At 71.4% G+C, this 26,958-nt stretch carries 19 protein-coding genes; 15 read left to right on the forward strand and 4 right to left on the reverse strand.

Annotated features, from left to right (window positions below; translation table 11 throughout):
- From SRB5_RS31865 to eccE, 3 genes are all read right to left on the reverse strand, one after another.
- Positions 1-1,066: SCO5717 family growth-regulating ATPase (locus tag SRB5_RS31865; RefSeq protein WP_323378817.1), on the reverse strand; the 1,066-nt coding region annotated here is incomplete at its 3' end.
- A 300-nt stretch (positions 1,067-1,366) separates the two neighbouring features.
- Positions 1,367-2,083, reverse strand: coding sequence for an acyl-CoA synthetase family protein (locus SRB5_RS31870; protein ID WP_194293091.1), 717 nt, complete (start codon positions 2,081-2,083; stop codon positions 1,367-1,369).
- Complete coding sequence (gene eccE, locus SRB5_RS31875) at positions 2,083-3,408, reverse strand: type VII secretion protein EccE (protein ID WP_194293092.1); 1,326 nt, start codon at positions 3,406-3,408, stop codon at positions 2,083-2,085. Before eccE ends, SRB5_RS31870 begins: the two co-directional genes overlap by 1 nt.
- 334 nt (positions 3,409-3,742) lie before the next feature.
- Between eccE and eccB the strand changes: the two genes are divergently transcribed.
- The 12 genes from eccB (at position 3,743) to SRB5_RS31935 (ending at position 15,891) form a co-directional block, all read left to right on the forward strand.
- Positions 3,743-5,272 carry a type VII secretion protein EccB gene (eccB, locus tag SRB5_RS31880; RefSeq protein ID WP_153456963.1) on the forward strand — a complete coding sequence of 510 codons (1,530 nt, stop codon included), beginning with the start codon at positions 3,743-3,745 and terminating at the stop codon, positions 5,270-5,272.
- 16 nt (positions 5,273-5,288) lie between these two features.
- A complete protein-coding gene (mycP, locus tag SRB5_RS31885; RefSeq protein ID WP_153456964.1) occupies positions 5,289-6,539 on the forward strand; it encodes a type VII secretion-associated serine protease mycosin in 1,251 nt (416 codons plus the stop codon).
- A 246-nt stretch (positions 6,540-6,785) separates the two neighbouring features.
- Complete coding sequence (locus SRB5_RS31890) at positions 6,786-7,229, forward strand: hypothetical protein (RefSeq protein WP_153456965.1); 444 nt, start codon at positions 6,786-6,788, stop codon at positions 7,227-7,229.
- A gap of 17 nt (positions 7,230-7,246) precedes the next feature.
- Positions 7,247-8,977 carry a hypothetical protein gene (locus SRB5_RS31895; RefSeq protein WP_153456966.1) on the forward strand — a complete coding sequence of 577 codons (1,731 nt, stop codon included), beginning with the start codon at positions 7,247-7,249 and terminating at the stop codon, positions 8,975-8,977.
- A gap of 16 nt (positions 8,978-8,993) precedes the next feature.
- The gene (locus tag SRB5_RS31900; protein WP_228390607.1) at positions 8,994-10,229 is read left to right on the forward strand and encodes a S8 family serine peptidase; all 1,236 of its coding nucleotides are present in this window, start codon (positions 8,994-8,996) and stop codon (positions 10,227-10,229) included.
- Positions 10,230-10,368: 139 nt separating this feature from the next.
- A complete protein-coding gene (locus SRB5_RS31905; protein WP_153456967.1) occupies positions 10,369-10,722 on the forward strand; it encodes a WXG100 family type VII secretion target in 354 nt (117 codons plus the stop codon).
- Positions 10,723-10,755: 33 nt separating this feature from the next.
- Positions 10,756-11,058 (forward strand): WXG100 family type VII secretion target, encoded by a 303-nt coding sequence (locus tag SRB5_RS31910; protein ID WP_153456968.1) that lies wholly within the window; start codon positions 10,756-10,758, stop codon positions 11,056-11,058.
- Positions 11,059-11,285: 227 nt separating this feature from the next.
- Complete coding sequence (locus SRB5_RS31915) at positions 11,286-11,792, forward strand: hypothetical protein (protein WP_153456969.1); 507 nt, start codon at positions 11,286-11,288, stop codon at positions 11,790-11,792.
- 38 nt (positions 11,793-11,830) lie between these two features.
- Entirely contained in the window at positions 11,831-13,843 is a 2,013-nt protein-coding gene (locus SRB5_RS31920; protein ID WP_153456970.1) for a DUF6571 family protein, read from the forward strand.
- Between the two features lie 12 nt (positions 13,844-13,855).
- Positions 13,856-14,404 (forward strand): hypothetical protein, encoded by a 549-nt coding sequence (locus tag SRB5_RS31925; RefSeq protein WP_153456971.1) that lies wholly within the window; start codon positions 13,856-13,858, stop codon positions 14,402-14,404.
- A 36-nt stretch (positions 14,405-14,440) separates the two neighbouring features.
- Positions 14,441-15,103, forward strand: a complete 663-nt coding sequence (locus SRB5_RS31930; RefSeq protein WP_153456972.1) for a hypothetical protein — start codon at positions 14,441-14,443, stop codon at positions 15,101-15,103.
- A 137-nt stretch (positions 15,104-15,240) separates the two neighbouring features.
- Positions 15,241-15,891: a hypothetical protein gene (locus SRB5_RS31935; RefSeq protein ID WP_153456973.1), complete on the forward strand. Its 651-nt coding sequence runs from the start codon at positions 15,241-15,243 to the stop codon at positions 15,889-15,891.
- A gap of 55 nt (positions 15,892-15,946) precedes the next feature.
- Here SRB5_RS31935 and eccCa read toward each other — a convergent pair whose 3' ends face one another.
- Positions 15,947-19,942 (reverse strand): type VII secretion protein EccCa, encoded by a 3,996-nt coding sequence (eccCa, locus tag SRB5_RS31940; protein WP_323378819.1) that lies wholly within the window; start codon positions 19,940-19,942, stop codon positions 15,947-15,949.
- A gap of 185 nt (positions 19,943-20,127) precedes the next feature.
- Here eccCa and eccD point away from each other — a divergent pair, with 185 nt between their 5' ends.
- The 3 genes from eccD to SRB5_RS31955 are packed head-to-tail and all read left to right on the forward strand — an operon-like array spanning position 20,128 to position 26,842.
- On the forward strand, positions 20,128-21,720 hold the full coding sequence (gene eccD / locus SRB5_RS31945; RefSeq protein WP_153456974.1) for a type VII secretion integral membrane protein EccD: 1,593 nt from the start codon (positions 20,128-20,130) through the stop codon (positions 21,718-21,720).
- A gap of 23 nt (positions 21,721-21,743) precedes the next feature.
- Entirely contained in the window at positions 21,744-26,465 is a 4,722-nt protein-coding gene (locus SRB5_RS31950; protein ID WP_153456975.1) for a putative T7SS-secreted protein, read from the forward strand.
- Entirely contained in the window at positions 26,462-26,842 is a 381-nt protein-coding gene (locus SRB5_RS31955) for a hypothetical protein (protein WP_153456976.1), read from the forward strand. Before SRB5_RS31950 ends, SRB5_RS31955 begins: the two co-directional genes overlap by 4 nt.
- The last annotated feature ends 116 nt before the right edge of the window (positions 26,843-26,958 follow it).

Raw genomic sequence — 26,958 nt, forward strand, 5'->3', positions numbered from 1 at the left:
CCAGGGTGTCCAGGGCGTCGAAGACCGCGTCGGAGGAGAACACCGGCGTGGGCGGGCAGTGCAGCTGCACGAGGTCCAGCCGGTCCACGCCGAGGTTGCGGCGGGAGCGGTCGGTCCACGCGCGGAAGTCCCACGGGGCGCCGGCGGCGGGCTGGAACTGCGGGGGCAGCGGCGGGACCTCGCCCTGCGGGGCCGGCGGCGCCGGGAGGGACGGCGGTGACCAGGGGGCCGCCGACTGGTCGCTGCTGTACGGCGAGCGCTGCGCGGGGGGCGGCGCGTCCTGCGGCTCGGCGAGGGCGGGGGGCGGCGCGTCCTGCGGCTCCGGCTGCGGGGCGGCGGGAGCGGGCGGTACGGCGTCCTGGGGCTCGTCGACCCTGATGCGGGGGATGAGGGTGGTCTGCTCCTCCGCCCGCTCGTCGCGTTCGGCGATCTCACGGCGCAGGGCGCGGGCGGAGAACCGTACGGTGGACGGGCTGTCGAGCACCCCGTCGTCCGCGGGCTCCGGCTCCGCGCGGGCGGCGAGCGGCTGCGGCTCGGGCTCGGGCGCCGGGGCAGGCGCCGGCTCCGGCGCGGCAGGCGCAGCGGGTGCAGCGGGTGCGACAGGCTCCGCCGGTACGACGGGCTCCGGCGCGTTGTACGAGGGCGCCGCCACGGCGAAGTCCCCCTGCGACGCGGGCCCGTCGCTCCGCGGCGCGGACACGTCGACACCCCCGGCCGGCGTCCCCGCACCGGCCGGCTCCTCACCCGTACCGGAGGAACCGCCGGTCACATCCGTACCACCGGCAGGCGTTCCGGTGTCCCGGGGCACCTCACCGGTGCCGCCGGAGGCCTCCCCGGCCGGCCCGTTCGACCCGGGCCCCGTGGCCGCCAGCGGAGTAGGCGGCGCGGCGGTGAAACCGGACGGCAGCGGCGGTACGGCGGGATCCTGCGGCTGACTGCCGGCGGGGCCCTGCGTGTACCAGGCGGAGGGGGCGTAATCGATCGTGAATTCCCCGGTCCGCTCGACGTCCGATTCCTCGTCGGGGCTGGTCCGGCCCACGCCGTTCTGGTCCCGATCGGTGCTCACTTGTGCCTCCCGTAATGCCCGCCGGCGCGTTGTGACGGTGCGCTTGCCGGTCCCAGTTGGTCCCCCGGAGACTGGCTCGGCAGCCGCCGCGCGCTTACCCACCCACCCTAAGGGGAGTGACGGCCCCCGCGGCAGGGCGGGCGGTGTGGCACTGCACTCTCCCGGGCGATCACCGGCGGCCGGGGTGTCCCCGACCGCCCGCGCCCCCCGTGATCACCGGCCCCGTCCGCCGCACGGACGCCGGGAGTTCACCGGGGGCGTACGGGCGCAGGGCCTGGCGCCAAGAGGCCGGGAACGACCTCAGTCCAGCCGCCGCGGGGTCCCCAGCAGCTGCGACTCGGCGTCAGTCGGCTGGGTGAACGTGTACTGCCGGTCCGATCTCGTACACCACAGGGTGACGCCCTCGCCCAGCGTGGACAGCGAGTCGACGTCGGCCTGCGGCAGCTGCATCAGCCGCCCCAGTTGCACCGCTTCCTCCGGGGACACCCGCTGTATCCCGACCAGCGCCGCACCCTCCACCAGCCGCGGCACGGCAGGCCCGAGATACGGGACCAGCGTGAGCACCGACTGCCAGGGCAGCGCCGTCGTCCGCCCGCGCGGCGGCCGCACCCCGCAGTCCCGGATGATCATCACCGGGCTGCCGACCGACGGACCCAGCGGCGGCACCCGCCCCGGCTCGTGCAGCGTGATGACCTCGAGCCCGGCGGTCGCGGACCGGACCAGATTGGTCCACATCTCCGCCCGACCGGTCTCCACCGCGACCCGCGACCCCGTACCGGCCGCGCGCAGCGCGATCGCCTGCGCGGTCCACAGGCCGCCGATCAGCAGCACCTCGTACGGCTGGGGGTGGTGGAAGCACGCGATCTGCGGCCGGTTCTCCGCGTCCTGGCCGATGACGACGCCGTCGTCGCCCATCGGCAGGGCGAGCCCGCCGAGTTGGGCCGAGGACACCAGATGCCCCGCCCGGCGCGGGCCGCGCAGCCCGCGCATCTTCATCCCGATCCCTTGCTGGGCCATCAGATGGCACCCCCCATCGGCAGCGACGCCACGACACCGGGCAGCTGCTCACGGTCCAGCCGCACCAGCGACACCTTCGCCGACCGGGCGAGCCGCTCCGCCTGCCGCCGCACCTGGTTCAGCTCGGACTCCGAGCGCCCCGTCACCCGCAGATGACCGTGCACCCGCGTCGCGTCGCGGCGCGGTCCGCGCTGCACCGTCAGACTGAACGTCGTCGCCAGCGCGGGCCCCGACGTCAGCGCCGACACCAGCCGCGGCAGCGGCGCCGCCCCGCGGCCCATCGCGGGCCACGACGCGATCGAGAACGTGGTGTGCCAGCGGTCGTCGCACTGCCAGCTGCGCAGGTTCTCCTTCGTACGCTTCGTCAGCGGCGCGTCCGGCTGCCCGGCCCGCGCCGTGGCCAGCGGGTTGGCGCACGCGGACGTCGCGAGCGCCCCGATCAGCCCCGCCTCGTCGAGCACCGTGGCACGGAAGCCCGCGCCCGTGATCCGGCTCGCGACATGGTCGGCGGCGCGCACGAGACACTTCTGCGCGCCCTCCAGCCCGCCGCCGCGCGCCTCCACCGCCTCCCGGCACAGCTCCGGGTCCAGCTTCACCGCCACCCACGTCAGCCGCAGCGCCGGCGCCTTCGTCGCCTCCTGCAGCGGCGCGTAACTCCGCCGTGCGATGGCCTGCTCGGGCAGATGCGGCGCGGGCGCGGGCTGTACGTGCTGCACGATCTGCACGGACTCCACCGTGATCCCGTCCACGTCCAGCGCGCCCTCGAGCACCCGCAGCGGCAGCGCCCGGGCACCGAACGCGGGCCGCAGCGCGCTCGCGCCGGCCTCCACCAGCACCAGCGCCGTCAGGAACGTCCCGTCCCCGAGCATCCCCACCGTCCGCCGGTCGCGGTCGAGGAACGCGTACGACTTCAGACCCGGCACGCACTCGACGGCCGGCGTCAGCGCCGGATCGGCACCGGGCTCGGGCAGCGGCGGCACGAAACCCTTGCGCCGCCGGTATGCGGAACCGGTGGCCCACCGGTCCGGGATCGACCGCTGCCGTCTGCGCAGCAGCGCGATCAGCGCCAGCGCGATCGCGACGCCGGCGGCCGGTACGACGAGCGCGTCGTCGATCGCCGCCCCGCCCACCACGATGGCCAGCCCCAGCTCGATGAGCACCAGCTGCGCCAGCGGTATCGGCCCCAGCCGCGAGGCCCTCGGCTCGGTGCGCAGCGCCACCGGCGCCGCCCCGGAACCGCCCCTCCGACCGCCTGACCTGCTTCGCTGGGCGCCCGCTCCCCGACTGTTGCGGGCGGGTCCTCGCGCTCTCGTCGCGGTCCCCATGAACCCCTGCCCTTCCGCTTGAGTCGCCCCCGTGCACGTACGAGGTACGTACGGGCCCATCACCCTACCCAGGGCCCCGGCGAGATCGATACGCGGCATCGTAGGCCCCAGCGACGACACTTCGCCCGCCACAGCTGTCGGTCCGTACTGTTACCGTCATCCGCGAAGAGCGGGCAACAGCGCTCAACGGGGCCGCGTAAGCGGACGAATGCCCACCCGCGTACCCGGGGGAGATCGGTTCGCGGCATAGTAGGGCCCGCCCGGACACCACACGGGCGACACGGCAGGGACGGGGCGGCCTCGGGGGCAGCCAGAGGATTGCGGGGAGAGCTGCATGGCATCGCGGCGGGACGAACTCAACGCGTACACCTTCGCGAAGCGACGTCTGGTCGGGCAGTTTCTGCAGCCCAACCCGACGGGCACGGAGGAGGGCGCGCCGAAACCGCTGCGCGGCGTGCTGCCGGGGATGATCATCGCGGTGGTGATCCTGGCGGTCTTCGGCGCGATCGGGATGTTCAAGCCCAAGGCGCCCAAGGACTGGGACGCCGCGGAAAAGAACATCATCCGCGTCAGCGACTCCAGCACCTTCTACGTGGTGCTGCGCACGAACAAGAAGCCCCAGCTGCACGAGGTGCTCAACCTCGCCTCCGCCCGGCTGCTGCTGCGCCCCGGCGCGGACATCATCGACGTCGACGAGGACATCCTCGACGCCTCCAAGCTCCCGCGCGGCGCGACGCTCGGCATCCAGAACGCCCCGGACCGGCTGCCCAGCGCCGAGGAGGTCGGCAAGAAGAAGCGCTGGGCGGTCTGCCAGCGCTCCACCGACGGCGCCCGCGCCGTCCAGAAGGCGGCGTACGTCCTGTCCGCCGCGGACTCCGGCCGGGTCGGCGGGAAGGACAAGCTGACGGGCGGCGAGGTCCTGTTCGTACAAGGGCCGGACGACAAGCTGTACATCGTCGACCGGCAGGGCACGAAGTACGCCTTCCCCGACGGACCGGACCAGCAGGGTCTGGTCCAGCTGATCATCGGCAACGACACGCGACCCCAGCGGGTCACCACCGAGTGGCTGGCCACCCTCCACACCGGGGACCCGATCGAGTTCCCCCAGGTCGAGGGGCTCGGCGGGCCGACACAGGCGGCCGGTGTCGACAATCTGGAGAACAACGAGCGGCGTGTCGGCATGGTGCTGAGCGCGTCCTCCGGCGCGACGACACGACAGTTCGTCGTACTGACCGACCGGGTCGCCCCCGTCTCGGACTTCACCGCGTACCTCCTGCTCAACAGCCCGCAGGCGGTGGCGCTGGACACCAAGGGCAAGGCGGCCGAGGTCAGCAGCGGCAGCTTCACGGCCGGTGAGCCCTACGGCACCGAGTACAACTGGCCGGAGGACAAGGCGAGCGCCGTCAACGAGGCGGCACTCGAAGAGGGCAACCGCAACGTCATCTGCAACGTCCTCGACGAGGTGACCGGCAGCAACGCGACGAAGCTCTTCACCTGGGCGGGCACGGACCTCCCGGCCCCGCTGGCGATCGGCTCCCCCTCCTACGTCTCGCCCGGATCCGGCCAGCTGTACCGCCAGTCCAGCGGCGCCTCCGCGAGCACCGGAAGCACCTTCCTGGTCACGGACAAGGGGCTGCGCTACGCCGTGCAGTCCAACCAGGACTCGCAGGAGGGCTTCTGCGGCGTCGGCACCGACGACGCGGCGCGGCAGAAGAACAAGGCGGAGGCCGAGGAGAACACCTCCCAGAAGCGCCTGAACTACGACACCGTCCAGCCGAAGCCCATCCCCGGCGAGTGGTCGGACTTCCTGCCCACAGGCCCCCGGCTGTCGACGGCCGACGCCTGCCAGCCGCAGAACCTCTGAGGAAGGCACAGCGCTGATGTCCCGCTACATCCGTGTACCGGCCGCCTTCGCCGTGGCTGCCCTCGCCGTGCTCCCGCAGGCCGGCCCCGCCGCGACACCCGCGGCGGCCCAGGAGCAGTGCCAGTTCCCGTCGGACGACTACAAGGGCACGCCCTGGTCGCTGCAGCGGGTGAACCTGGAAGACATGTGGAAGGCGGCCGGCGGCAAGGGCAAGGGCGTGCGCGTCGCGGTCATCGACAGCGGCGTCGACATAAAGAACCGCCAGCTGACGGCCGCCGTCGACGCCGCGGCCGGCGCCAACTTCCTGCCCAAGAAGCCCAAGCCCGACCAGTACGGCCAGGTCCCCGAGCGCGGGGCGGCCAACGGCACGTCGGACGAGGTCGGCCACGGGACCAGGGTCGCCGGCATCATCGCCGCGAGCGAGGACCCGACGAAGAAGACGGGCTTCGTCGGTATCGCGCCCGAGGCGACGATCATCCCGATCAAGCAGAACGACGCGAACGGTACGGGCACGTCCGACACCATGGCGCAGGCGATCGACCACGCGGTGAAGCAGGGCGCGGACGTCATCAACATCTCGCAGGACACGGCCAAGGCCCTGCCCGCCGCCTCCAACCTGGAGGTGGCGGTGGAGAACGCCCTCGCCAACAACGTCGTGGTCATCGCCTCCGCCGGCAACGACGGCCTGGACCGCAAGACGAAGAAGACCTACCCTGCCTCGTACCCCGGCGTCCTGGCCGTCGCCGCGTCGGACCGCAACAACGAGCGGGCCCCCTTCTCCCAGTCCGGCGACTTCGTCGGTATCGCGGCCCCCGGCGTCGACATGGTCTCGACCGTGCCGGGCGGCGGCCACTGCACCGACAACGGCACGTCCTTCTCCGCCCCGTACGTGGCGGGCGTCGCCGCGCTGCTCGTCGCCAAGCACCCGGACTGGAAGCCGAACGAGATCGTGGCCCAGCTGGAGCAGACGGCGGAACGCTCGATCCGGGGCCACGACGTCCTGGTCGGCTGGGGCGTCGTCGACCCGGTCCGCGCCCTGACGGAGGACGCCGAGCCGATCGAGGCACCGCAGGTCGACAAGGCGGGCAAGCTCGACCCCGCCAACTATCCGACGGCGGCCAGGATCCCGGTGGGCGAGTCGGAACAGCAGCGCAACGAGCGCATCGGCAGCTACGCGGTGGTGGCCGGCGTGGTCCTCGTGGCCCTCACGGCAGGCATCGCACGGGTGTTCCAGGACCGGGCGAAGCGACGGCGGCGAACGGTCTGAGCGACGCTGCGTGTGGCCTCCGTCACGATCGGGGAGTGAGTACGAATACCTATGCCGCGTGTCACTCGGGCCCCGTAGGATCGCACGCGTAACGACCGTGCAGTGCAACAGAGTTGGCCCCGCGTCGTGACAGAACGCTGACAACGGCTCCGTACCTTTACAGTTGGAACTGTCGTGGCCGGTGACTAGAGTTTTGAGTGCGGTAGCGTCCGTGCAGGCTCCAAGATGGAACGGGGAGGAGCAGCCTTGATACCTCTTGAGGCGATGTCGGCAAGTAACCTCAAGGTCAGCTACGAGTCGATGGGTGACTTCCGGAAGCAGGTTCAATCTGCTCTGGACACACTCAGGAACTCGAAGGGGGCTCCGCAGGTAGTCGCCGACCAGACGGTAGAGCAGCACGCGCTGCACTCAGGGTCGAGCTTTGCCGAGGCAGAGGGACTCACAGCGCACTACACGGCCGTGCAACAGACCTTGACTCAGATGGCTGATCTCGTCGACCGGTTGCTGGACGCACTGGAGATCGCGATGCGAGGCGCCGAGAGCGGCTACCAGAACCTGGACGAAGACGAGCGCCGACGCTTTCACACGGTCAACACCGAGGTGTACGACCGCAGGGAGCAGGCTCGTTCGGAGGATCCGGCACAGCCCGCTGCGCGGCCTGCCGACAACAGTGACAAGGGCGCCTTCTGAGGCGGGGGGACTGACAGATGGCAGGGAACAACGACACCACGCAGCCGGGCGACGAGCACGTCCCGCTGCAGGAGAACGCGCCCAGCGACGTCCAGGTCGCGCTCGTCCAGATCATGCAGCGAATCGACGGCATGTTCATGGGCGACGGTTCGCTCGGCAGCACCAACTTCGAGAACTACTCGCTCGAGGAGCTGACCGCGTTCACCCAGGGCGGTGACCCGGCGCGACTCACGACTGCCGGCGAGGACCTCTACAAGGCCGGCAAGGCGTTCGAAACAGCGGCGGACACGCTGAAGGGCAAGCTCGCCAATGTGGAGTGGGAAGGTGCTGCCGGCGCGTCCTTCCAGGCGTGGAGCACGAACTTCGTAGGACGGACCTTCGAGCTCTCCGAGTACGCGGCCACGGCCGGGACGCAGATCCAGGCCGCAGGTATCGGCCTCTCCGAGGTCAAGCGGTCCATGCCGGAGAATTACACCGACAAGGCAGACAGTTGGTCGCGAGCCGACCAGAAGTCCGACCCAGAGCTGTACCAGGACACCATCCGGGCGGACTCGGCGGAGAGGAACCGTCGGCGCCAGGAAGCGATCACCCAGATGAACAAGCTGGCGTCGCACTACTCGGTGGCCTCGTCGACGCTGGGGGGACTGAAGCCGCCGGTGTACGAGCCGATTAATGCGGCTGTGCCGGCGCCGAACTGGGATGGTGTTGACAGTGGTGGCGGTGGAGCGCGATCCAGTGTTACATCGGTAGACCGATCCTCGAGCACGGGCCATCCGCGAGCGGTCGGCCCGACAGTGCCGGATGCGCCTACCGCCGGCACCGTGGACACCAAGCCCGGTCTCATCCCGGGCCACCTGCCGTCACCTGGCACTCCTGACGCGCCCGTCGGTACAGACCTCGACAGCGTTGTGGTCCCGACCGCGCCTACTCCGACGGCTCCCGGTCCGGGTCAGCTCGGCCCGATCACGCCGACCCCGGGTCCTGGTCCGTCGCTGAGCGGGCCGACTCCCGGCTACATGCCACCGCCGAAGATGCCAGTCGGGCCGGGTCCAGGGCTGCCCCCGGGGCCGGGCCGCATGCCCACCACGCAACTGGGTGGTCCCAAGCCGCCCCAGACAGGCACCGGTCCGATCCGGCCCGGTGGGAAGCCCGTTACCCCCACACTGGGTCGGGGACCCGGTCCTATGGGGCCGAACGCAACTGGGCCCAAGGGCACTGGCCCCGCCGGTGGTCGCACACCTACGATCGGTCGCGGTCCAACCGGTACGGGACCGACAGGACAGGGTGCCAATCGTGGCCAGGGCTTGACGCCCCGAACGGGTGGCGGACCGCGTGGACTCCAGGGCGGCCCGCGTTCCAACGTCGTCGGCGGCAAGCCGACCGGCACGGGTCCCAGCAGAGGTATGCCGGGTGGCGGCCGTCCGGGCACCATCGGTCGTCCGTCCCCGGCAGGTGCGGGAAGTTCCCGCCTGCCGCGTGGAACCGTGGTCGGTGGCGAAGGCGTCTCCAGTGAGCGTGGAGTGACGCGCGGTGCGGCTCGAGGCGGAGCTTCCGAGGGGCGTGGCGTGGTCGGCAACGGCCGCGGTGGCGGCCAGCGCGGCTTCACCCGGGGCGGCGCCGGCCTGGGAGGCCGTCGCAATGAGAACGGGAACGACCCGGAGCAGATGGATTCGGAGCGCGCGGACTATCTGGTCGAGGACGAAGAGACATGGGCCGCCGGTGAGAGCGGTCCCCGAGTAGTCGAATAGGCGGAAGAACCGAGCGATGACGGCAGGACTCATGATGACGAGGCACACCGGAGCACACGCCGGAATTCGGCGCGCTGTCACCGCTGCTGTGGCAGCGGCCGTCGCGGGTGCCTCGTTCATAGGGCTGGCTCCCGCCGCCAACGCTCAGGATGCCACCCGGCCGTGGTACCTCGATGTGATGCAGGCCGAGAAGATGTGGGCGGTCAGCAAGGGCGAGGGCGTCACGGTCGCAGTGATCGACTCCGGTGTCGGCGATACGCCGGCGTTGCGTGGGCAGGTCCTTGCGGGCTTGGACTCCACCGATCTTTCTGGAGACGAGCGCTCGGATCTCACCGGCCACGGCACAACCATGGCCGAACTGATTGCCGGTACGGGTGAGGGTGGAGGTCTTCAGGGGCTGGCGCCCAGCGCGAAGATCCTTCCCATCCGTATCCAGATCGGCAACAAAGAAGGCGAGACCTGGGTCGACCCCCGCGTGGGGGCCAAGGCGATTCGTGCGGCGGCTGACTCCAAGGCCCGCATCATCAATATGTCGGTTGCCGGTTCTACGTTTGATGGCTATACAGAGGAAGCCATCAAGTACGCCGCCAGCAAAGGCAAACTGGTTTTTGCGGGTACTGGAAATGACGGATCCACTGACCGGAAGTTCCCGGTGAGTTACCCGGAGGTTGTTGGCGTCGGAGCCGTCGACAAGTCCGGCGTCTACGCCAAGTTTTCCAACTACGGTAAGTCGGTGGACCTGGCGGCTCCCGGTACGGAGGTTCCGACCTACTGTGACGAATCCCTGACTCGCTACTGCACGAGCGAGGGCACCAGTCAGGCGACCGCCCTTGCTTCCGCTTCCGCCGCGCTCATCTGGTCGGAGCACCCCGAGTGGACCGCGAACCAGGTCCTCAAGGTAATGATTGACACGGCCGGCCGCGAGGACGGCAAGCAGACGCTCAGCAAGTACATCGGCTGGGGCGTCGTCCGACCCCGTGTGAACCTCCTCGAAGGCAAGGGCGACCCCGGCGCCCCCGACGTGAACCCCCTGCTCCCGGCCGGCAGCCAGGACAAGGACCCCAGCGCGAAGCCGTCCGCCGAGGACAAGGGCGCCGACGCGAAGCCGGAGGCGACCGAGGCGGCTGGTGCCGAGGCCGCGAAGGACGACGAGGGGAACGGTCAGCTCTGGACCGTCCTCGGGATCGCGGCAGCCGTCGTCGTCGTAGGCGGCGGGGCGTTCGTCCTGATTCGCAGACGTTCGACGAACTGACCGCCGTAACCACACAGACCATCACCAACGGGGGCGGGCTCAACCGGCCGCGTGTGACACGACTGGACCCCCGCGCCAGACAACCGATCGCGTTGAGCCGTAACCCGCGAGCTCGACCACCCAACCAAGAGGGGAACTCATGGCCGACCAGCGGCTAAGCGAAGATCAGATCATCCGCCTCGAGCAGGACCTGAACGAGAAGTCCCAGCGGCTCAACAAGCGGGTTCAGACGCTCCAGTCGACCATCGACTCGCTCGAGGGCGCGTGGAAGGGTATCGGCGCCGGCGCGTTCAACGCCAAGCAGGCTGAGATCAACCTGGCGATGAACACCCTGAACCGCATCCTCATCGGTTACCAGGAAGCGATCACGGAGACCCGGCGTCTCGGCGCGAACAACGAGGACGAGGTCCACTCGACCCTCACGGGCGTGGACGTGGGCATGAGCGGTGGCGCCAGCAACGCCGGCGCCTCGTCCGGTCTGAACGGCCTCTGATCCGCACCCCGACCTCATCCAGCAGGAGGAAAGATGTCCAACGCTCCCGGTGAGCTGCTCGTCACATACGCGAGCCTGTCCCAGGCCGCGAACGAGATCCGTCGTCAGTCGCAGGAGCTGATGAACGACCTCGAGGAGATCAAGTCGGCGGTCCGCACCGTCGCCGCGGGCTGGGAAGGCGAGGCGAAGCAGTCCTACGACACGGTCCAGGCCGTGTGGGACCAGAACGCCGCGAAGGTCCAGGCCGCGCTCGGCCAGATCTCGGCCGCGGTCGAGACCGCCGGCTCGAACTACCAGTCGACGGACAAGAAGGCCGCGGGCCTGTTCGGCGGCTGACCGTCGCGCGCCTCACGGCGCGCGGCACACAACTGCACAGCATCACGGGGGCGGGCACATGCGGGAGGTGCCCGCCCCGCGCTGTTCCCGACCGGCCGTTCCGTGTCAACGTCGCATGTCACCGCGCTGTCACAGCCCCGTGACGACTCCCGCCCGGGGTCGGTCATCCCTCCGGCCCCGGCCTAGTCTTGTATCCCGCACGTACCAGTGGTCACTCTGGGGGACTCATGTCATTCGAAGCGGAATGGGCGCAGCACAAGGCCAACGCCACCGCGCAGATGCAGCTCAACCAGGTCGCGCCGGAGCCGGGCGGCGGCGGCGGAAACCTCCAGACGGACTACGAGGGCAAGAAGCGCGCCGCCGAGTACGTCGACACCACGCTGCTGCCCAACACCCAGGCCGCCGGCCGGATTGCGTCCGGCGGCGGAGGCGCCCAGCCGCCGATCTACGGCCCCCCGTCGTCCTCGAGCCCGGGCAGTCAGGCCACCAAGCTCAGAGCCTGGGCGGTCCACGCCGGTCTCGACGAGGCGCTGGTGAACTGGGGCAAGTCGGTGCAGACCCTCGGCCAGCGGCTCGCCAACGAGAGCGCCGCGCTGAAGGGCACCCGCACCATCTTCCAGAACGGCGACGGACTGACGGGGAACCAGTTCAACGGCCTGACCACGCCGGGACTGCCGGGCCTGCAGCAGCCGAACGGCTTCACCACGCCGGGCCTGCAGGGCGCCGGGAACTGAACGGGGATTAGGACATGGGCCTCACGTACCACGAGATAATGACCGCTGACCTGGGCGAGCTGGAGGACTCGGCGCGTCTGTGGCGGCAGATGGGCAACCGGTTCGGCGAGCTGAAGGCCGACTACAACGGCCATGTCTCCGGCCCGCTCACCAGCGGCCTGTGGACCGGCCTCGCGATGAACTCGTACGCGGGCAGTGCCCCGGTGACCGCCGGCCAGTTCGACGCCGCCAAGACCGAGGCCCTGGCCATCGCGTCGATCCTGACCGAGTCCCACAGCCAGCTCACCGAACTCCAGACCGCCCTCAAGAACCAGGTCAACGGGGCCCACGACGCCGGCTACAAGGTGGACGACCAGGGCCAGGTGACGTACGACTACGCGCGTCTCGACCCGGCCACCCGCAACGCGATCCACCACGACCCGGACTTCCAGCAGCAGGTCTCGCAGCGCCGCGGCGAATGGCAGACGGCCATCGACAAGGCCGTACGGGCCATCGACGACGCCGACCAGGGCTGCAAGCTTGCGCTCAGCAGCGCCTCGCACGGCGATTCCGTCAACGGCGCGTACGGCTTCAACAAGGACGCGAACGGAGACATCGAGGTCGCCGAGGGCCAGCGCGCCGCCGAGCTCGGCAAGAAGCTCGAGGACGGCAAGCAGCTCTCCTCCGCCGAGATGGCCGAACTCCAGCGCCTCTTCCGGGACAACTCCGACGACAAGGCGTTCTCCCGGCAGCTGCTGACGGACATCGGCGGCGCCGACGACCTGATCAAGCTGACCAACAAGCTCAACCACGAGATGGTCTACGGCTACGGCAAGGACCACCCCGAGGACCTGGCCGCGGTCGAGAAGGGCCTCGCCCAATCGCTGGCCACCGCGACCTCCGGTCCGCACGACAAGTTCTACGACGACTGGGTCGACGCGATGAAGGAGAACGGCCGCCACAACTTCGGCAGCAACACCGACCCGATCTACGGCTATCAGACCCTGACCGGTCTGATGCTCGAGGGCGGGAAGTACGACTCCGACCTGCTGCAGACGCTCGGCAACGACATCATCGCGTACGAGAAGGACAAGAACCCGGCCCTGTGGACCGGCTGGAACGCCCTCCCGGGCACGCCCCACGACCCGCTGAACAGCATTCTCGGCGTGATGGGCAACAACCCCGAGGCGGCCACCGAGTTCCTGGACCCGCAGAACAACGACCACCTCAAGTACCTGATCAAGGACCGTGAGTGGCCCGGTCTGGTGATGAACGGCGGCTACGGCCCGCCCATAGAGATGGACGACCCGTCGATGTACGTGGGCCTGGGCGACGCCCTCGAGGCCGCGACCATGGACGTCCCGGGCTCCGACATGGCCGCCCACGACCGCGTGCTGAACGGCGCCCTGGAACGCCTCTCCGACAAGGGCGACGACTTCCCGCCCGCCCTGCGCCAGCCGATGGCCACCGCCCTGACCAACCAGGCGGGCGACGTGTACGACACCATGGGCACGATCGGGCGCGGCGACGACGTCTACAAGGAGGATCAGCTCTTCGAGGTCACGAAGCAGATCATGCGTGACCCGAACGCGATGACGTCGCTCAACACCGGCCTCATCCCGGAGATGGTGGACGACATCCAGCACGACACCTCCGGCCAGGACGCCGAGTCGCTGCTGCGCTCCGGCCGCACCCTGGGCGTACTGGAGCAGGCCCAGAACCAGGCCATCAAGCTCGAGAATCCCGACGCGGAGCTGCCCGCCTGGAAGACGGCGATCGACATGGGAATCGGGCACATCCCGCACGTGGGCGGCGACATCCAGGCCGGTGTGGACCTGGTCGCCGACGAGTGGCTGAAGGGCGAGCAGGAGCGGATCGACAAGATCGAGGCCGGTGACTACCAGGAGGGCTACCAGAACCGGCTGACCCAGAGCGAGGCCCTGGCCGACCTCTGGGCGCAGAACCACACGGATCACCCGACGCACTCGGAGGCCGACCTGAGCCGGCTGAACGAGGCGGCGTCCGCCGGGTACAGCGACTCCCGGATCTACAGCGGTGCGGACGCGGGCTGATACAAACAGATCATGCGCACTACTGAGTACGGAGCGGTGGCCGCCGTCTGCCTGGCGGCCCTGACCCTCACGGCCTGCGGGGCCGACGACAGCTACACCGTGCCGGAGACGATCTGCGGCCTGCCCGTCGACCCCGCACTGGTCGAACCGCTGCTCCCGGAGGGCGGCGACCTGAAGGTGAGCGCGTACGGGGATCCGGCCGCGGACCGCAACGTGCAGTGCGTCCTGAGCGTCGACGACGAGGAGGCCGTGCGCATCGTGTCGTCACGGCACCCGGAGCGGATCGCGGATCCGGTCGGGGCTTCGGCCTCCATGTTCGACCTGCGGATCTGGAAGCCTGTACCGGCCGACCTGGGGGAGCGCGGCGCAGTCGCCTCCAACGGGGCGATCGCCGACGTGCCGTGCGCGACGGACGGCGCCAAGTATCTGACGGTACGGATGGAACTGCGCTGGCTGCACGTTCCGCAGAAGACGCCGGACAAGGACTACAAGCCGGCCGTCACCGAGTTCACCCGCGCGTTCACGGCCGCCGCGGCCGAGAAGGCCGGCTGTCCCACGTAGGCGGTCGGCCTGCGTGTACGGAAAGAGACCTCCCTGATGCGATTCGGTTCCCGCGCCCTGCTGTCGGCCACCGTCGTCACCGCGCTCGCCCTGACCGGCGCGGCCTGCGGCTCCGACAAGGGTGGAGGCGGCGGCGGTGACGCGCTCAGCGTCGACCGGATCCGTGACCTCGCCGCGAAGACCAAGGACGGCGCGGACACGTGCCCCGTCGACTGGGACCTCGTTGCCGCGGCCAAGGCCGCCGGGGTGGAGGGCCGCGTGGGGCCGCAGGCGGGCAAGGACGCCGTGAAGGGTGAGCTGCCGCAGCCCGATGTGCCGAGCCCGGACGACATGCTGGAGAGCGTCGACGGCGCTCTCCTCGAGTGCGCCTACGAGATCAACGGCGAGAAGGCCAGCGTCTTCGCGTCCGGCGCGGGCAAGGGCCGGGCGACCAACATGCTGCTGCCGCTGATCGCGGCCACGGACGAGCTCGGCATGAGCAAGCTCTCGGCGTACGCGGAGGAAGCCGGAAAGGCCGGCGAGGGCAGCGTCCTCCTGACCCCGAACAACACCGCCGCCACCGTCCGGTTGCCGGAGAACGGCGGGGACGTCGTCCTCACCTTCGTGACCGGCAGCACGCGGGCCGACGCCAAGAGCAGCCTGACCCCCGACCAGGTCAGCCGGATCGCCGAGGAGCTCGCGGGCCAGGTCGGCGGCTGACCCGCCGCGGCAGGGCGCGTATTGATGTTCGAGAAACGGCCACGGCGCGGGTCCCCCGACTGACGCCGCCGTTGGTTCTAGGGTGTCCCCACGTCCGCGGCACAAGCCGGACACGTGCGTACGAAAGAGACCCCCTCATGCGAACCGCCCCCCGCGCCCTGCTGTCCGCCGCCACCGCCGCCGTCGTAGCCCTGACCGCCGCGGCGTGCGGCCAACTCGGATCCCGGAGCGGTGGTGACGACGACCGCGCGCCGGCGGCGGTCACCGTCGACAACGTCCGCGCGTTCGCCGCGAAGGCGCAGAAGCACCCCAAGAAGTGCCCCGTCGCGTACGACATCGAGGCCGCCGCGAAGACCGCCGGCCTCGACAAGCCCGTCAAGGCGCGCACCGGCAAGGACGTCGCCGACGGTGAACTCCCCGGCGACGAGGGCATCTCGCCCGACGGTCCGCTGTCGAAGGCGAAGGGGGCCTGGGTCGTGTGCTCGTACAGCGTCGCCGGCAAGGGCGCCTCGCTGCACACGGTGGCGGCGGCCAAGGGCGACGCCGTCAGCCTGATGCTGCCCGCCGTGCAGAGCGCCGGACGGCTGGACACGCAGGAGCTCAAGGCCTTCTACGACACCGCCGGCGCCGCGAAGCCCGGCACCGCGGCCGGCGTGCCCGACGGCAATGTCGCCACCGTCCGGCTGGCCGACGACGGCAAGGTCGCCGTCATGCTCGCCGTCGAGCGCAAGACCCTGACCGCCGGGCAGACCAAGGCCCTCGCCACCGCCCTGGCCGGCCAGCTCTGAGGCAAAGAGAACGGCCGCCCGGGACAGTCCCGGGCGGCCGTACGTACCGGAGGACCTACCGCTCGTCCGGCAGCCACCCCAGCTGCACCAGCGGCGCCCCGCGCTTGCGCGAGACGAAGTAGCCGCGGCCCGGAGGCATCGGACGGGCCCGGACGTTGCCCAGGATCTCGCCCTCCATCGGGTCGCCGGAGAGCACGACGCCCTGCGCGCCCAGCTCCTTCATCCGCGTCATCACCTGCTCGAACATCTGCCGCGACACACCGCTCGCGCTGCGCGCGATGATGAACCGCACACCGACGTCACGGGCGAACGGCAGATGCTCCAGCAGCACGGACAGCGGGTTCCCGGAGGACGTCGCCACCAGCTCGTAGTCGTCGATGATGACGAACACCTTCGGCCCCGACCACCAGCTGCGGTCCCGCAGCTGCTGCGGCGTGATGTCGTTGCCCGGGGTGCGGCGCACCATCATGTCGCGCAGGGCCGTCATATGGCCCTCCATCGCGGTCGACATCGGCGCGTACTCCAGCAGATGCGACTCGGGGATCGCGGAGAGCAGCGAACGCCGGTAGTCACCGACGACGATCTTCGCCTCGTCCGGGTGGTAGCGCTCGGCGATCCGCCTGGCGAGCAGCCGCAGCACGCCCGTCTTGCCGGACTCGCTCTCACCGAAGACGAGGAAGAACGGGTCCGTCTCGAAGTCGACGTACACCGGCTCGAGGTTGTTCTCGTCGATGGCGAACGCCACACCGCGCTCCGGCTGCGCGTTGCCCTTGGGCAGCTCCGCCGCCTCCAGCATGCGCGGCAGCAGCCGCACCGCCGGGGCCCGGCGGCCGGTCCACGCCTCCGAGGAGGCCTGGCACAGGGCAGCCGTGGCGTCCGACAGCGCGTCGTCGGAGCCGACGCCGTCAATGCGCGGGACGGCGGCCATGAAGTGCTGCTTGTCCGGGGTCTGGCCGCGGCCGGGGACCCCCGCCGGGACGTTCGCCGCGACCTTGCGGTCGAACTCCGAGTCCATCGCGTCACCGAGCCGCAGCTCGAGACGGTTCATCAGCTGGTCCTTCAGCGCCGCCCGGACCTCCATGGAGCGGGACGCCGTCAGGACGACGTGGATGCCGTAGCCCAGACCGCGCGAGGCGATGTCCGTGACGATCTGGTCCAGGCCCTCGTACTCGGTACGGAAGCCCTGCCAGCCGTCGACGACGAGGAACACGTCGCCCCACGGCTGGTCGTCGAGGTCGATCTCGCCGCGCGCCCGGCGCCGCCGGAACGTCGCCACCGAGTCGATGCCCGCCGAGCGGAAGTACTCCTCGCGCCGGTTGAGGATCCCGTACACCTCCGCCACCGTGCGCCGCACCCGCTCGGGGTCCAGACGCGAGGCGACGCCGCCGACGTGCGGCAGGCCGGCGACCGACGACATACCGCCACCGCCGAAGTCCAGCCCGTAGAACTGCACCTCCTGCGGCGTGTGCGTGAGCGCGAACGCCGCGATCAGCGTGCGCAGCAGCGTCGACTTGCCGGACTGCGGACCGCCGAGGATCTGCATGTGACCGGCAGCGCCGGAGAAGTCCCGCCACAGCACGTCACGCCGCTGCTCGTACGGCTTGTCGACCAGGCCCAGCGGTACGACGAGGCGCCCGGGGTGCGGGGAGTCGGGGTGCGCCAGCCCGCGGCCCTGGATCGCCGCGAGGCCCGGGAGCAGCTCGTCCAGCGACGGCGGGGCGTCCAGCGGCGGCAGCCACACCTGGTGCGCCGCCGGGCCCTTGCCCTCGAGCCGGCCCACGATCACGTCGAGCACGGTGTCCGCGAGGGCGTCGTCGTCGCCCGAGCTGGGCCGCGGCGGCGGTACGGGGGCGTTGGCGCGCGGGTCCGAGGACCGGGAGACGGCGACCGGGGCGGCCGTGAACCACACCGGGGGACGCAGCACCGCCGGCGGCGCGGACGCGGCGGTCCGCTCGGACTCCTCGTCGGCGGTGCGGTACACGCCGGAGACGTACGCCGCCTTGAACCGGACCATCTCGTCCGTACCGAACTTCAGATAGCCGGAGCCGGGGACGGACGGCAGATGGTACGCGTCCGGCACACCCAGCGCCGCCCGCGACTCCGCGACCGAGAACGTCCGCAGACCGATCCGGTACGACAGATACGTCTCGAGACCGCGCAGCCGCCCCTCCTCCAGGCGCTGCGAGGCCAGCAGCAGATGCACGCCCAGCGACCGGCCGATACGGCCGATCTGGACGAACATCTCCACGAACTCCGGCTTGGCGGTCAGCAGCTCGCTGAACTCGTCGATGACCAGGACGAGCGACGGGATCGGCGTCAGCGGGGCGCCGGCCACCCGGGCCCGCTCGTACGCGTGGATGTTGGCGTAGTTGCCCGCGTCGCGCAGCAGCTCCTGACGCCGGTTGAGCTCACCGCGGATCGAGTCCGCCATGCGGTCGACGAGCGTCAGGTCGTCCGCCAGGTTCGTGATGACCGCCGCCACGTGCGGCATCTCCGACATACCGGCGAACGTCGCACCACCCTTGAAGTCCGCGAGGACGAAGTTCAGCGTCTCCGACGTGTGCGTGACCGCCAGGCCGAGCACCAGCGTGCGCAGCAGCTCCGACTTGCCGGAACCGGTGGCGCCGACGCACAGGCCGTGCGGGCCCATACCGTCCTGCGCCGCCTCCTTCAGGTCCAGCATGACCGGCGAGCCGTCCTCGCCCACACCGATCGGCACCCGCAGCCGCTCCGCCTGCGAACGGGGCCGCCAGGTGCGCGTCGTGTCGATCGTCGACGCGTCGCCCAGGCCCAGCAGATCCGTGAAGTCCAGGTTGGCCAGCAGCGGCTGCTCGCTGTCGTCGCCGCCCGCCGACGCCATCCGCAGCGGCGCCAGCTGGCGCGCCAGGGCCTCCGCCGACGTCGGCGCGAGCAGGTCCGGCTCCGCCTCGTACACCACGCCAGAACCGGAGTCGAGCTCGAGGCGCCCCGGCCGTACGACCATCGCGAGGCCGCCGCGGGCCGCGTCCATCTCGCCGGGCACCACCTCGATGATCGTGACGCCCTGCAGCCCCTCCGGGGACGCCAGCACCGAACCCGGCGGCACCATCGTGCTGTCCAGGATGAGGATCAGATGCGGCTCGTCCAGGAGCGGCTGCCCGCCGGAGTTGAACCGCGGCCGGCCCTCCAGCCGCTCGTTCAGCATCTCCTCGAGCTCGGCCGCGTTCTGCGTGATCAGCCGCCGGCTGCCCGCGCCGTCCCCCTCGCCGGGCAGCTGCACGTGCGGCAGCCACTTGGCCCACTCCCACTCCTCCGCCGAGCCCCGGCCGGCGGCGACGCCGATCACCAGGTCGTCGGGGGAGTGCATGGACGCCAGCTGGCCCACCATCGAGCGGATCATCCCGTACACCGACTGGCGTTCGCCGCTGACCGTCAGGTGGTAGAAGGCGCGCAGCGACACGGCGAGCGGCAGGGCCTCCACCGTCGAGTGCGTGTTGATGAACTGGTGCAGCGCACCGGCCGTCAGCGGCTCCAGCTCGTCCACCGGCCGGGTCTCCGGCGCGATCACCGTCGTCGCCAGCTGCTGCGGGCCGAGCCCCACCCGTACCTCGGCGAAGTCCATGTCACCGGCCCGCCGCTCCCACACGCGGCTGCCCTCGGCGACCAGCGCCCACAGCTGCTCGGGCGACGGATGCAGATAGAACTGCGCGTCCCGCTGCTTGCGTACGGTCTTGCGCACCTGACGGCGGGTCTGCGCGAGGTACTTCAGATAGTCCCGGCGCATGTTCGCCATCTCGCCCTGCGTGCCCCGGCGGAACCGCACGATCATCGAGACCATCATCGCGACCATCGCGGCGATCATCACCATGCCCATGATGCGCATGAACGGCGGCGCACCCGGGTTGAAGAAGAACACCACCATGGTGCCCATCCCCATCATGGGAAGGATCTGCATCAGGACGCCCTCCTGATAGCCGCGAGGCAGCTCAGGGGGCGATTCCAGCCGCAGGTCCTCGCTCGGCACGTCAGGGGGCAGGGCCCGCGGCTGACGTTTGACGACGATGTGGGTCACTGTGCTGCCAATCCCCTCGTGTACGAGGGCGGTATCGGCCCCCGCGAGCCGTGATCCTACTGGGGCGCACCGACAGGGCGCATACCCCCTGTGCACGCCGCTACCGGATCCGCCGTACCGGCGGCCGGGGTTGGGGGAAACCGTATCCGGTGAAGCGCCTTCCGATACCGGGGAGGAGGGGCGGTATGGTGGGCGCCCGGCGAACAGGCGGGCACGGGGAAGGGGAGCGACAGGTGAGTACTGCGATCTCGGGGGTCACGGCGAGGGCCGGTGGGCCGGCCTCGCCGGGAAGAAGCGCGTACAGCAGGGGCGGGAGTCATACGACCGCGTCCGCGACGGGCTTCGTCCGGGTCACGATCGTGGCGCCGGACAGCCGGATCGACGTCGCACTGCCCGAGGACATCCCCGTCGCCGACATCTACCCGGAGATCCTCCGGCTGTCCGGCCAGACCCCGGAGGCCGGCGGCCCCGTCGGCTACCACCTGGTGCGCCGCGACGGCAGCGTGCTGGACAGCTCGCGCACCTTCGGCTCGCAGCGCATCCTCGACGGGGACGTGCTGGCGCTGCGCCCGTTCTCGGAGTCGCTGCCGCCGGCCGTGTTCGACGACGTGTCGGACGCCGTCGCCTCCGCGGTCGCCAAGGACCGCACCATGTGGAGCGACGGCCTGATGCGCACCGCCGGGCTGATCGGCGGCGGTGTGGTGCTGGTGCTGATGGGGTTCGTGCTGTGGTTCGCCGAGCCGACGCACGACATGCACTCCCTGCCGGGCATCCTGGCGGCCGTCGCCGGTGTGCTGCTGGTGGCGATCGCGGGTGTACGGGCCAGGGTGTACGGCGACCGCGCCTCCGCGGTGGCGCTGGGCCTGGGCGCGATGCCGCTCATGATGATCGCGGGCTCGGGGCTCATCGCGCCGACCGCGGGACACGGCATCGGACGGCTGCAGTTCCTCCTCGGCTGTGTGGCGGTGCTCCTCGCCGCGGCGGTGCTCATCGCGCTGTCGCCGACGGGTGACGGGCCGTTCGTGGCGGTGGCGTTCGCGGCCACCACGGGCACGCTGGTCACGTTCATCGGCACCCGCGCCGACCTGGCGCCGACCGAGGCGGCGGCGCTGTGCGCGCCGTTCGCGCTGGGGGCGATCGCCTTCCTCCCCGGGCTCTCGACGCGTTTCGCCCGGTTGCCCATCGGGTACGCGACGCCCCGCTCCGCGGCGAGTTACGACGCCGACCCGGACGCCGTGCCGGAGACCGAGGGCGCGATGGACGCCGAGCGGATCGCCGTCCAGGCACGCCGGGGACACGAGCTGCTCGTCGGGCTGGTCGGGGGCTGCGCCACCGTCAGCGTGGGCGCCGCCGCGGTGCTGGGCTTCTCCAGCGACGGGTGGGCGCAGCTGCTCGCGCTGGCGACGGGGCTGTCGCTGCTGCTGCGGGCACACCTCTTCCGTTACACCTCGCAGGTCACGTGCATGCTGGTGGCCGGTCTGGGGTCGCTGGTCCTGCTCGGTGTGGGCATGGCGCTGCGGGCGCCGATGGACCTGATGATCAAGTACGTGCAGGGGGACACGACGGGACTCGACATCCGTACGGTCTGGCTGACGGCGGTGTTCGCCCTGGCGGCGGCCGTGATCGTGGCGATCGGCCTGATCGTGCCGCGGTCCGGGGTCACCCCGTTCTGGGGCCGCTTCATGGAGATCTTCGAGTCGCTGGCCCTGCTCTCGCTCCTGCCGCTCACCCTGGCGGTGCTCGACGCGTACTCGGCGGTTCGCAGCCTGACCAGCTGACGCTCTCACCCGGGAGTTGACCGATGGGCATCGGGGACTTCATCAGTGACATCACGCCGGACTCGGTCGAGAACGCGGTCGAGTCCGGCACGGAGTGGCTCGGCGACCGCGTCGAGGACGCCGGGAACTGGACGGCGGACCGGCTCGACGACGTCGGCTGGCAGTCGGGGGCGGACTGGGTGCGGGAGAACTCCCGCTCGCTGGCCAACCAGATGGGCGCCCAGGTCGACGAGCTGCAGCTCGGCGAGACCGAGGACAAGACCAAACTGGTCTACGGCAGCCCCGACAAGCTGCGGTCCTTGGCCACGAACCTCCGGTCGCTGGGGGAGTCCTTCACCGGCGTCGGCAACGGGCTGAAGGGGCTGGACTCCGCGCATCTGAAGGGCGCGGCGGCGGACGCGTTCCGCGACACGGTGTCGATCGAGCCGCCGAAGTGGTTCAAGGCCGCCGACGCGTTCGGCCGGGCGGCGGGCGCGCTGGACCAGTTCGCGGGGACCGTCGCCTGGGCGCAGGGACAGGCGCAGGCGGCGATCGACAAGTTCAAGGAGGGCATGCGGGCGTCCGATGCCTTCGAGCAGAAGGTGAACGCGTACAACGACGCGGTGGACCGCTACAACGCGCAGCCCGCCGAGTCCCGCGACCCGTCCTCGCTGCCGCCGAAGCCGGGGTCCACGAACCCCGGCATCGCGCTGCTGAACGAGGCGCAGGAGATCCTGGGCGAGGCCCGCCGCCAGCGCGACTCCGCCGCCGACACCGCCGCCGCCACCGTCCGCGCCGCGCGGGACGCCGCCCCGCCCAAGCCCTCGTACGGGGAGCAGGCCATGGACGGCCTCGCGGAACTCCCCGTCATGAACGCCCACGTCGGCGCCGGAATCATCAAGGGCACCGCGGGCATCGTGTCCTTCGCCCGCGCGCTGAACCCGGCCGACCCGTACAACCTCACCCACCCCGCCGAGTACGTCACCAGCCTCAACAGCACCGTCGCCGGCCTCGTCCAGGTCGCCAACGACCCGTGGGGCGCCGGGCGGCAGATGGTCACGGACTTCATGAAGGACCCCGCCGAGGGCTTCGGCCGCCTCCTCCCCGACCTCGCCCTCACCGCCGCCACCGGCGGGGCGGGCGCCGGGGTCAAGGGCATCCGCCTCGCCGACGACCTCGCGGACGCCGCCACCGCCCGCCGCCTCCTGGACGACGTCCCCGGCGGCCACCACCGCCCCGACAGCCACCGCTGCACCAACGGCACCGACCCGGTCGACCTGGCGACGGGCCGGATGTTCCTCCCGCAGACGGACCTCACCCTGCCGGGCGTGCTGCCCCTGGAATTCACCCGCCGCGTCGAGTCGGGCTGGACCCTGGGCCGCTTCTTCGGCCCCTCCTGGTCGTCCACCGTCGACGAACGCCTCCTCGTCGACGCCCTCGGCGTCGTCCACGTCACCGCCGACGGCCGGCTCCTCACGTATCCGCACCCCGTCCCCGGCATACCCACGGCCGCCGAGGAAGGTGCCTCGGCGGCCGTACTCGAACGCTCCGGCACCGGCGACTACCGGCTGACGGACCCCGACAGCGGGCTGACGAAGTACTTCCTCGCCCCCTCCGACAGCTCTGACAACGATGCCGGGACCGACGGCACCGCCTGGCTGACGGAGACCGCCGACCGCAACGGCAACCGCATCACCGTCGACCGCACCGACGACGGCACCCCCCTCGCCCTCGTCCACTCCGGCGGCCACCACCTGCGCCTGGTCACCGACGGCGGCCGCGTCACCGCCCTCCACCTCGCGGACCACCTCGTCGTCCGCTACGGCTACGACCCCGTCGGCGACCTCGCCACCGTCACCAAGCCCTCCGGCGGCACCACCGTCTTCACGTACGACGACAAACGCCGCGTCACCCGCTGGACGGACTCCAACGGCACCGGCTACTCGTACACCTACGACACCCGCCACCGCGTGACCGCCGAGGGCGGCGACGCCGGCCACTTCCAGCTCACCCTCGACCACGGCGACCCCGACCCGGCCACCGGCCACCGCGTCACCGCGCTGACCACCGCCGCCGGACACACCACCCGCCACCTGATCGACGACCGCTGCAACGTCCTGGCCACCACCGACCCCCTCGGCCACACCACCGCCTACACCCACGACCCCCGCGGCCGCCTCCTCACCTCCACCGACCCCCTGGGCCGCACCACCGCCCTCGAACGCGACCCCGTCGGCCGCATCACCGCCGTCACCCGCCCCGACGGCAGCCGCCAGGTCACCGAGTACGACGCCACGGGCCTCCCCGTCCGCCTCACCGGCGCCGACGGCACGACCTGGCGTCAGGAGTACGACGCCCGCGGCAACCGCACCGCCGTCACCGACCCCGCCGGCCACACCACCGCGTACACCTACGACGACCGCGGCCGCCTCACCGCCGTCACCGACGCCCGCGGCGCCGTCACCGCCGTCCGCTGCGACCCCGCCGGCCTCCCCCTGGAGATCAGCGCTCCCGGCGCCGTCACCCGCTACGCCCGCGACCCCTTCGGCCGCCCCCTGACGATCACCGACCCGCTCGGCGGCGTGACGACGCTGGAGTGGACGCCGGAGGGCCGCCCCGCCCGCCGCAGCGGGCCCGACGGGGCGAGCGAGACCTGGACGTACGACGGCGAGGGCAACTGCACCGCCCACACCGACGCCGCGGGGCACACCACCCGCTTCGAGTACACGCACTTCGACCTCCTCGCCGCCCGCACCGGCCCCGACGGCGCCCGTTACGAGTTCCGCCACGACGCGGAGCTGCGCCTCACCCAGGTCACCGACCCGCAGGGCCTGACCTGGACGTACACCTACGACGCCGCCGGCCGGCTGACGTCCGAGACCGACTTCGACGGCCGCACCCTCGGCTACGAGGTGGACGCCGCCGGACAGCTCACCGCCCGCACCACCGCGCTCGGCGACGTCATCCGCCTCGAGCACGACGCCCTCGGCCGCGTCACCCGCAAGGACGCGGCCGGCGCGATCACCACGTACGACTACGACGCCGCCGGCCGGCTGCTGCACGCCGCCGCCCCCGACAGCGAGCTGCTGTACCAGTACGACCGCCTCGGCCGGGTGAAGACGGAACTCGTCGACGGCCGCGCCCTCACCTACCGCTACGACGAGACCGGCCGCCCCACCCGCCGCACCACCCCCTCCGGCCACACCACGACGTACACCTACGACGCCGCGGGCCACCGCACCGGCCTGACCACCGGCGGCCGCCGCATCGACATCACCCGCGACGCCGCCGGCCGCGAAACCCGCCGCGACATCGGCGACACCCTCACCCTCACCTCCACCCGGGACCCCGCCGGCCGCCTGACCGGCAGCCGGCTCACCGCCGGCGACCGCACGGTGACCTCCCGCACGTACACCTACCGCCCCGACGGCCATCTGACGGCGGTCGACGACGCCCTGCGCGGCCCCCGCCGCTTCGGCCTGGACCCCGTCGGACGGGTCACCGCCGTCACCGCCCGCAACTGGACCGAGACCTACGCCTACGACGCCGCCGGCAACGTCTCGAGCGCCCAGGGCCCGCCCCGCCACGCGGCCTCCGACGGCGACGGCGACCGCTCGTACACGGGCACCCGCGTCGAGCACGCCGGGGCGAACCGCTACACGTACGACGCGGGCGGCCGGCTGATCCGCCGCACCCGCACCCGGCTGTCCCGCAAACCCGATGTCTGGCAGTACACGTACGACGCCGAGAACCAGCTCACCGGCGTCACCACCCCCGACGGCACCCGCTGGCGCTACCGTTACGACCCGCTCGGCCGGCGCACCCTCAAACAGCGCCTGACCGGCGACGACGTCACCGAGGAGACCCGCTTCACCTGGGCGGGCGCGACGCTGTGCGAACAGACCACCGGCGGCCCCGACCCCGTCGCCACGACCTGGGACCACGAGGGCACGATCCCCCTCGCGCAGACCGAGCGCCGCCTCGACGGGGCCACCCAGCGCGAGATCGACGCCCGCTTCTTCGCGATCGTCACCGACCTCATCGGCACCCCCACCGAGCTGATCACCGAGACGGGCGACCCCGCCTGGCGCACCCGCACCACCCTGTGGGGCACCACCACGTGGAACCGCGACGCCACGGCGTACACCCCGCTGCGCTTCCCCGGCCAGTACTACGACCCCGAGACGGGCCTGCACTACAACCACCACCGCTACTACGACCCGGTCACCGCCCGCTTCACCACCCCCGACCCGCTGGGCCTGGCCCCCGCCCCGAACCCCACGGCGTACGTCCACAACCCGCACACCTGGGCCGACCTCCAGGGCCTGGCCCCCACCACCGGCCACTGCGGCACCGGCTCCCCGGCCGCCCTGGAACCGGCGCGGCGCGAACCCCCGAACCTGCCGGGCACCCCGATCACCTCGCGGATCGCGGCGCCGGGGGAGGAGTTCAACATGGTGATCTCACGCGGTCAGCCGCCCAGCCGGCCGGGGGGCTTCGGGACCTTCGATACGATCCCCGACCAGCGGTTCGTACGCGAACAGCTGGCGATCCGTTCGGACTGGAAACCGGACGTGTCGCTCGTGCAGCGGTACCGCGTCCCGGACGACGGGACGGAATTCCGGATCCAGGAGAGCGTCATCGGCCCGCAGACCGACCCGAACCTCGGTCACCTGCCCGGCGGCGGCACCCAGCTGGAGATCCTGAACCCGGCGGACCGCTCACGCCTCATTCCGGTCGGCGACCCCGTGGAGATCCCGAAGTGAACGAGAACGGCATCGTCCTGCACTGGACCGAGGGCGAGCGGACGGTCCGCTGGGACCACGGCCCGGACCAGGTCGTCAAGGAGCACCCGGCGGCCCCGCAGTCCGTCGTGGCCTGGGACGGGAAGGTACTGGTCGTCGAGGCCCTGCCGGAGCCGGCGGCGCCGAAGTCGAACGCCGTCGTGTACGCGGCGGACGGCACCGAGCTCGTACGGCTCGGCGCCCCGGAGCCCGCCGCGGGCCCCTTCCTCCTCGGGTTCTACAGCGCGTACCTCGACGAGGGCGGCCCCGTGGTGGTCGTGACCACCCGGGCGGGGGACTGGTGGGGCCGGGTCGATCTGGCGAACGGGACGCTGCGGGACGTCCGCGAATGGCGCTGAGAGTGGCATGCGCCACGCCCTGAGAACAGCCTCCTAGGCGGGATAGTCGGGACGGCCGTCCGATTCGGGACCTTGGGCCCTTGGAAGCCGGGACCTTCGGAAAGGGCCGGGAGGAA

This window comes from Streptomyces smaragdinus, assembly GCF_009604385.1.
Classification (GTDB): domain Bacteria; phylum Actinomycetota; class Actinomycetes; order Streptomycetales; family Streptomycetaceae; genus Streptomyces; species Streptomyces smaragdinus.

Coding starts and splice junctions, on each gene's coding strand:
- SRB5_RS31870 (WP_194293091.1), bottom strand. CDS start 2,083: ATGGCCCAGCAAGGGATCGGGATGAAGATGCGCGGGCTGCGCGGCCCG.
- eccE (WP_194293092.1), bottom strand. CDS start 3,408: ATGGGGACCGCGACGAGAGCGCGAGGACCCGCCCGCAACAGTCGGGGA.
- eccB (WP_153456963.1), top strand. CDS start 3,743: ATGGCATCGCGGCGGGACGAACTCAACGCGTACACCTTCGCGAAGCGA.
- mycP (WP_153456964.1), top strand. CDS start 5,289: ATGTCCCGCTACATCCGTGTACCGGCCGCCTTCGCCGTGGCTGCCCTC.
- SRB5_RS31895 (WP_153456966.1), top strand. CDS start 7,247: ATGGCAGGGAACAACGACACCACGCAGCCGGGCGACGAGCACGTCCCG.
- SRB5_RS31900 (WP_228390607.1), top strand. CDS start 8,994: ATGACGGCAGGACTCATGATGACGAGGCACACCGGAGCACACGCCGGA.
- SRB5_RS31905 (WP_153456967.1), top strand. CDS start 10,369: ATGGCCGACCAGCGGCTAAGCGAAGATCAGATCATCCGCCTCGAGCAG.
- SRB5_RS31910 (WP_153456968.1), top strand. CDS start 10,756: ATGTCCAACGCTCCCGGTGAGCTGCTCGTCACATACGCGAGCCTGTCC.
- SRB5_RS31915 (WP_153456969.1), top strand. CDS start 11,286: ATGTCATTCGAAGCGGAATGGGCGCAGCACAAGGCCAACGCCACCGCG.
- SRB5_RS31920 (WP_153456970.1), top strand. CDS start 11,831: ATGACCGCTGACCTGGGCGAGCTGGAGGACTCGGCGCGTCTGTGGCGG.
- SRB5_RS31925 (WP_153456971.1), top strand. CDS start 13,856: ATGCGCACTACTGAGTACGGAGCGGTGGCCGCCGTCTGCCTGGCGGCC.
- SRB5_RS31930 (WP_153456972.1), top strand. CDS start 14,441: ATGCGATTCGGTTCCCGCGCCCTGCTGTCGGCCACCGTCGTCACCGCG.
- SRB5_RS31935 (WP_153456973.1), top strand. CDS start 15,241: ATGCGAACCGCCCCCCGCGCCCTGCTGTCCGCCGCCACCGCCGCCGTC.
- eccD (WP_153456974.1), top strand. CDS start 20,128: ATGGTGGGCGCCCGGCGAACAGGCGGGCACGGGGAAGGGGAGCGACAG.
- SRB5_RS31950 (WP_153456975.1), top strand. CDS start 21,744: ATGGGCATCGGGGACTTCATCAGTGACATCACGCCGGACTCGGTCGAG.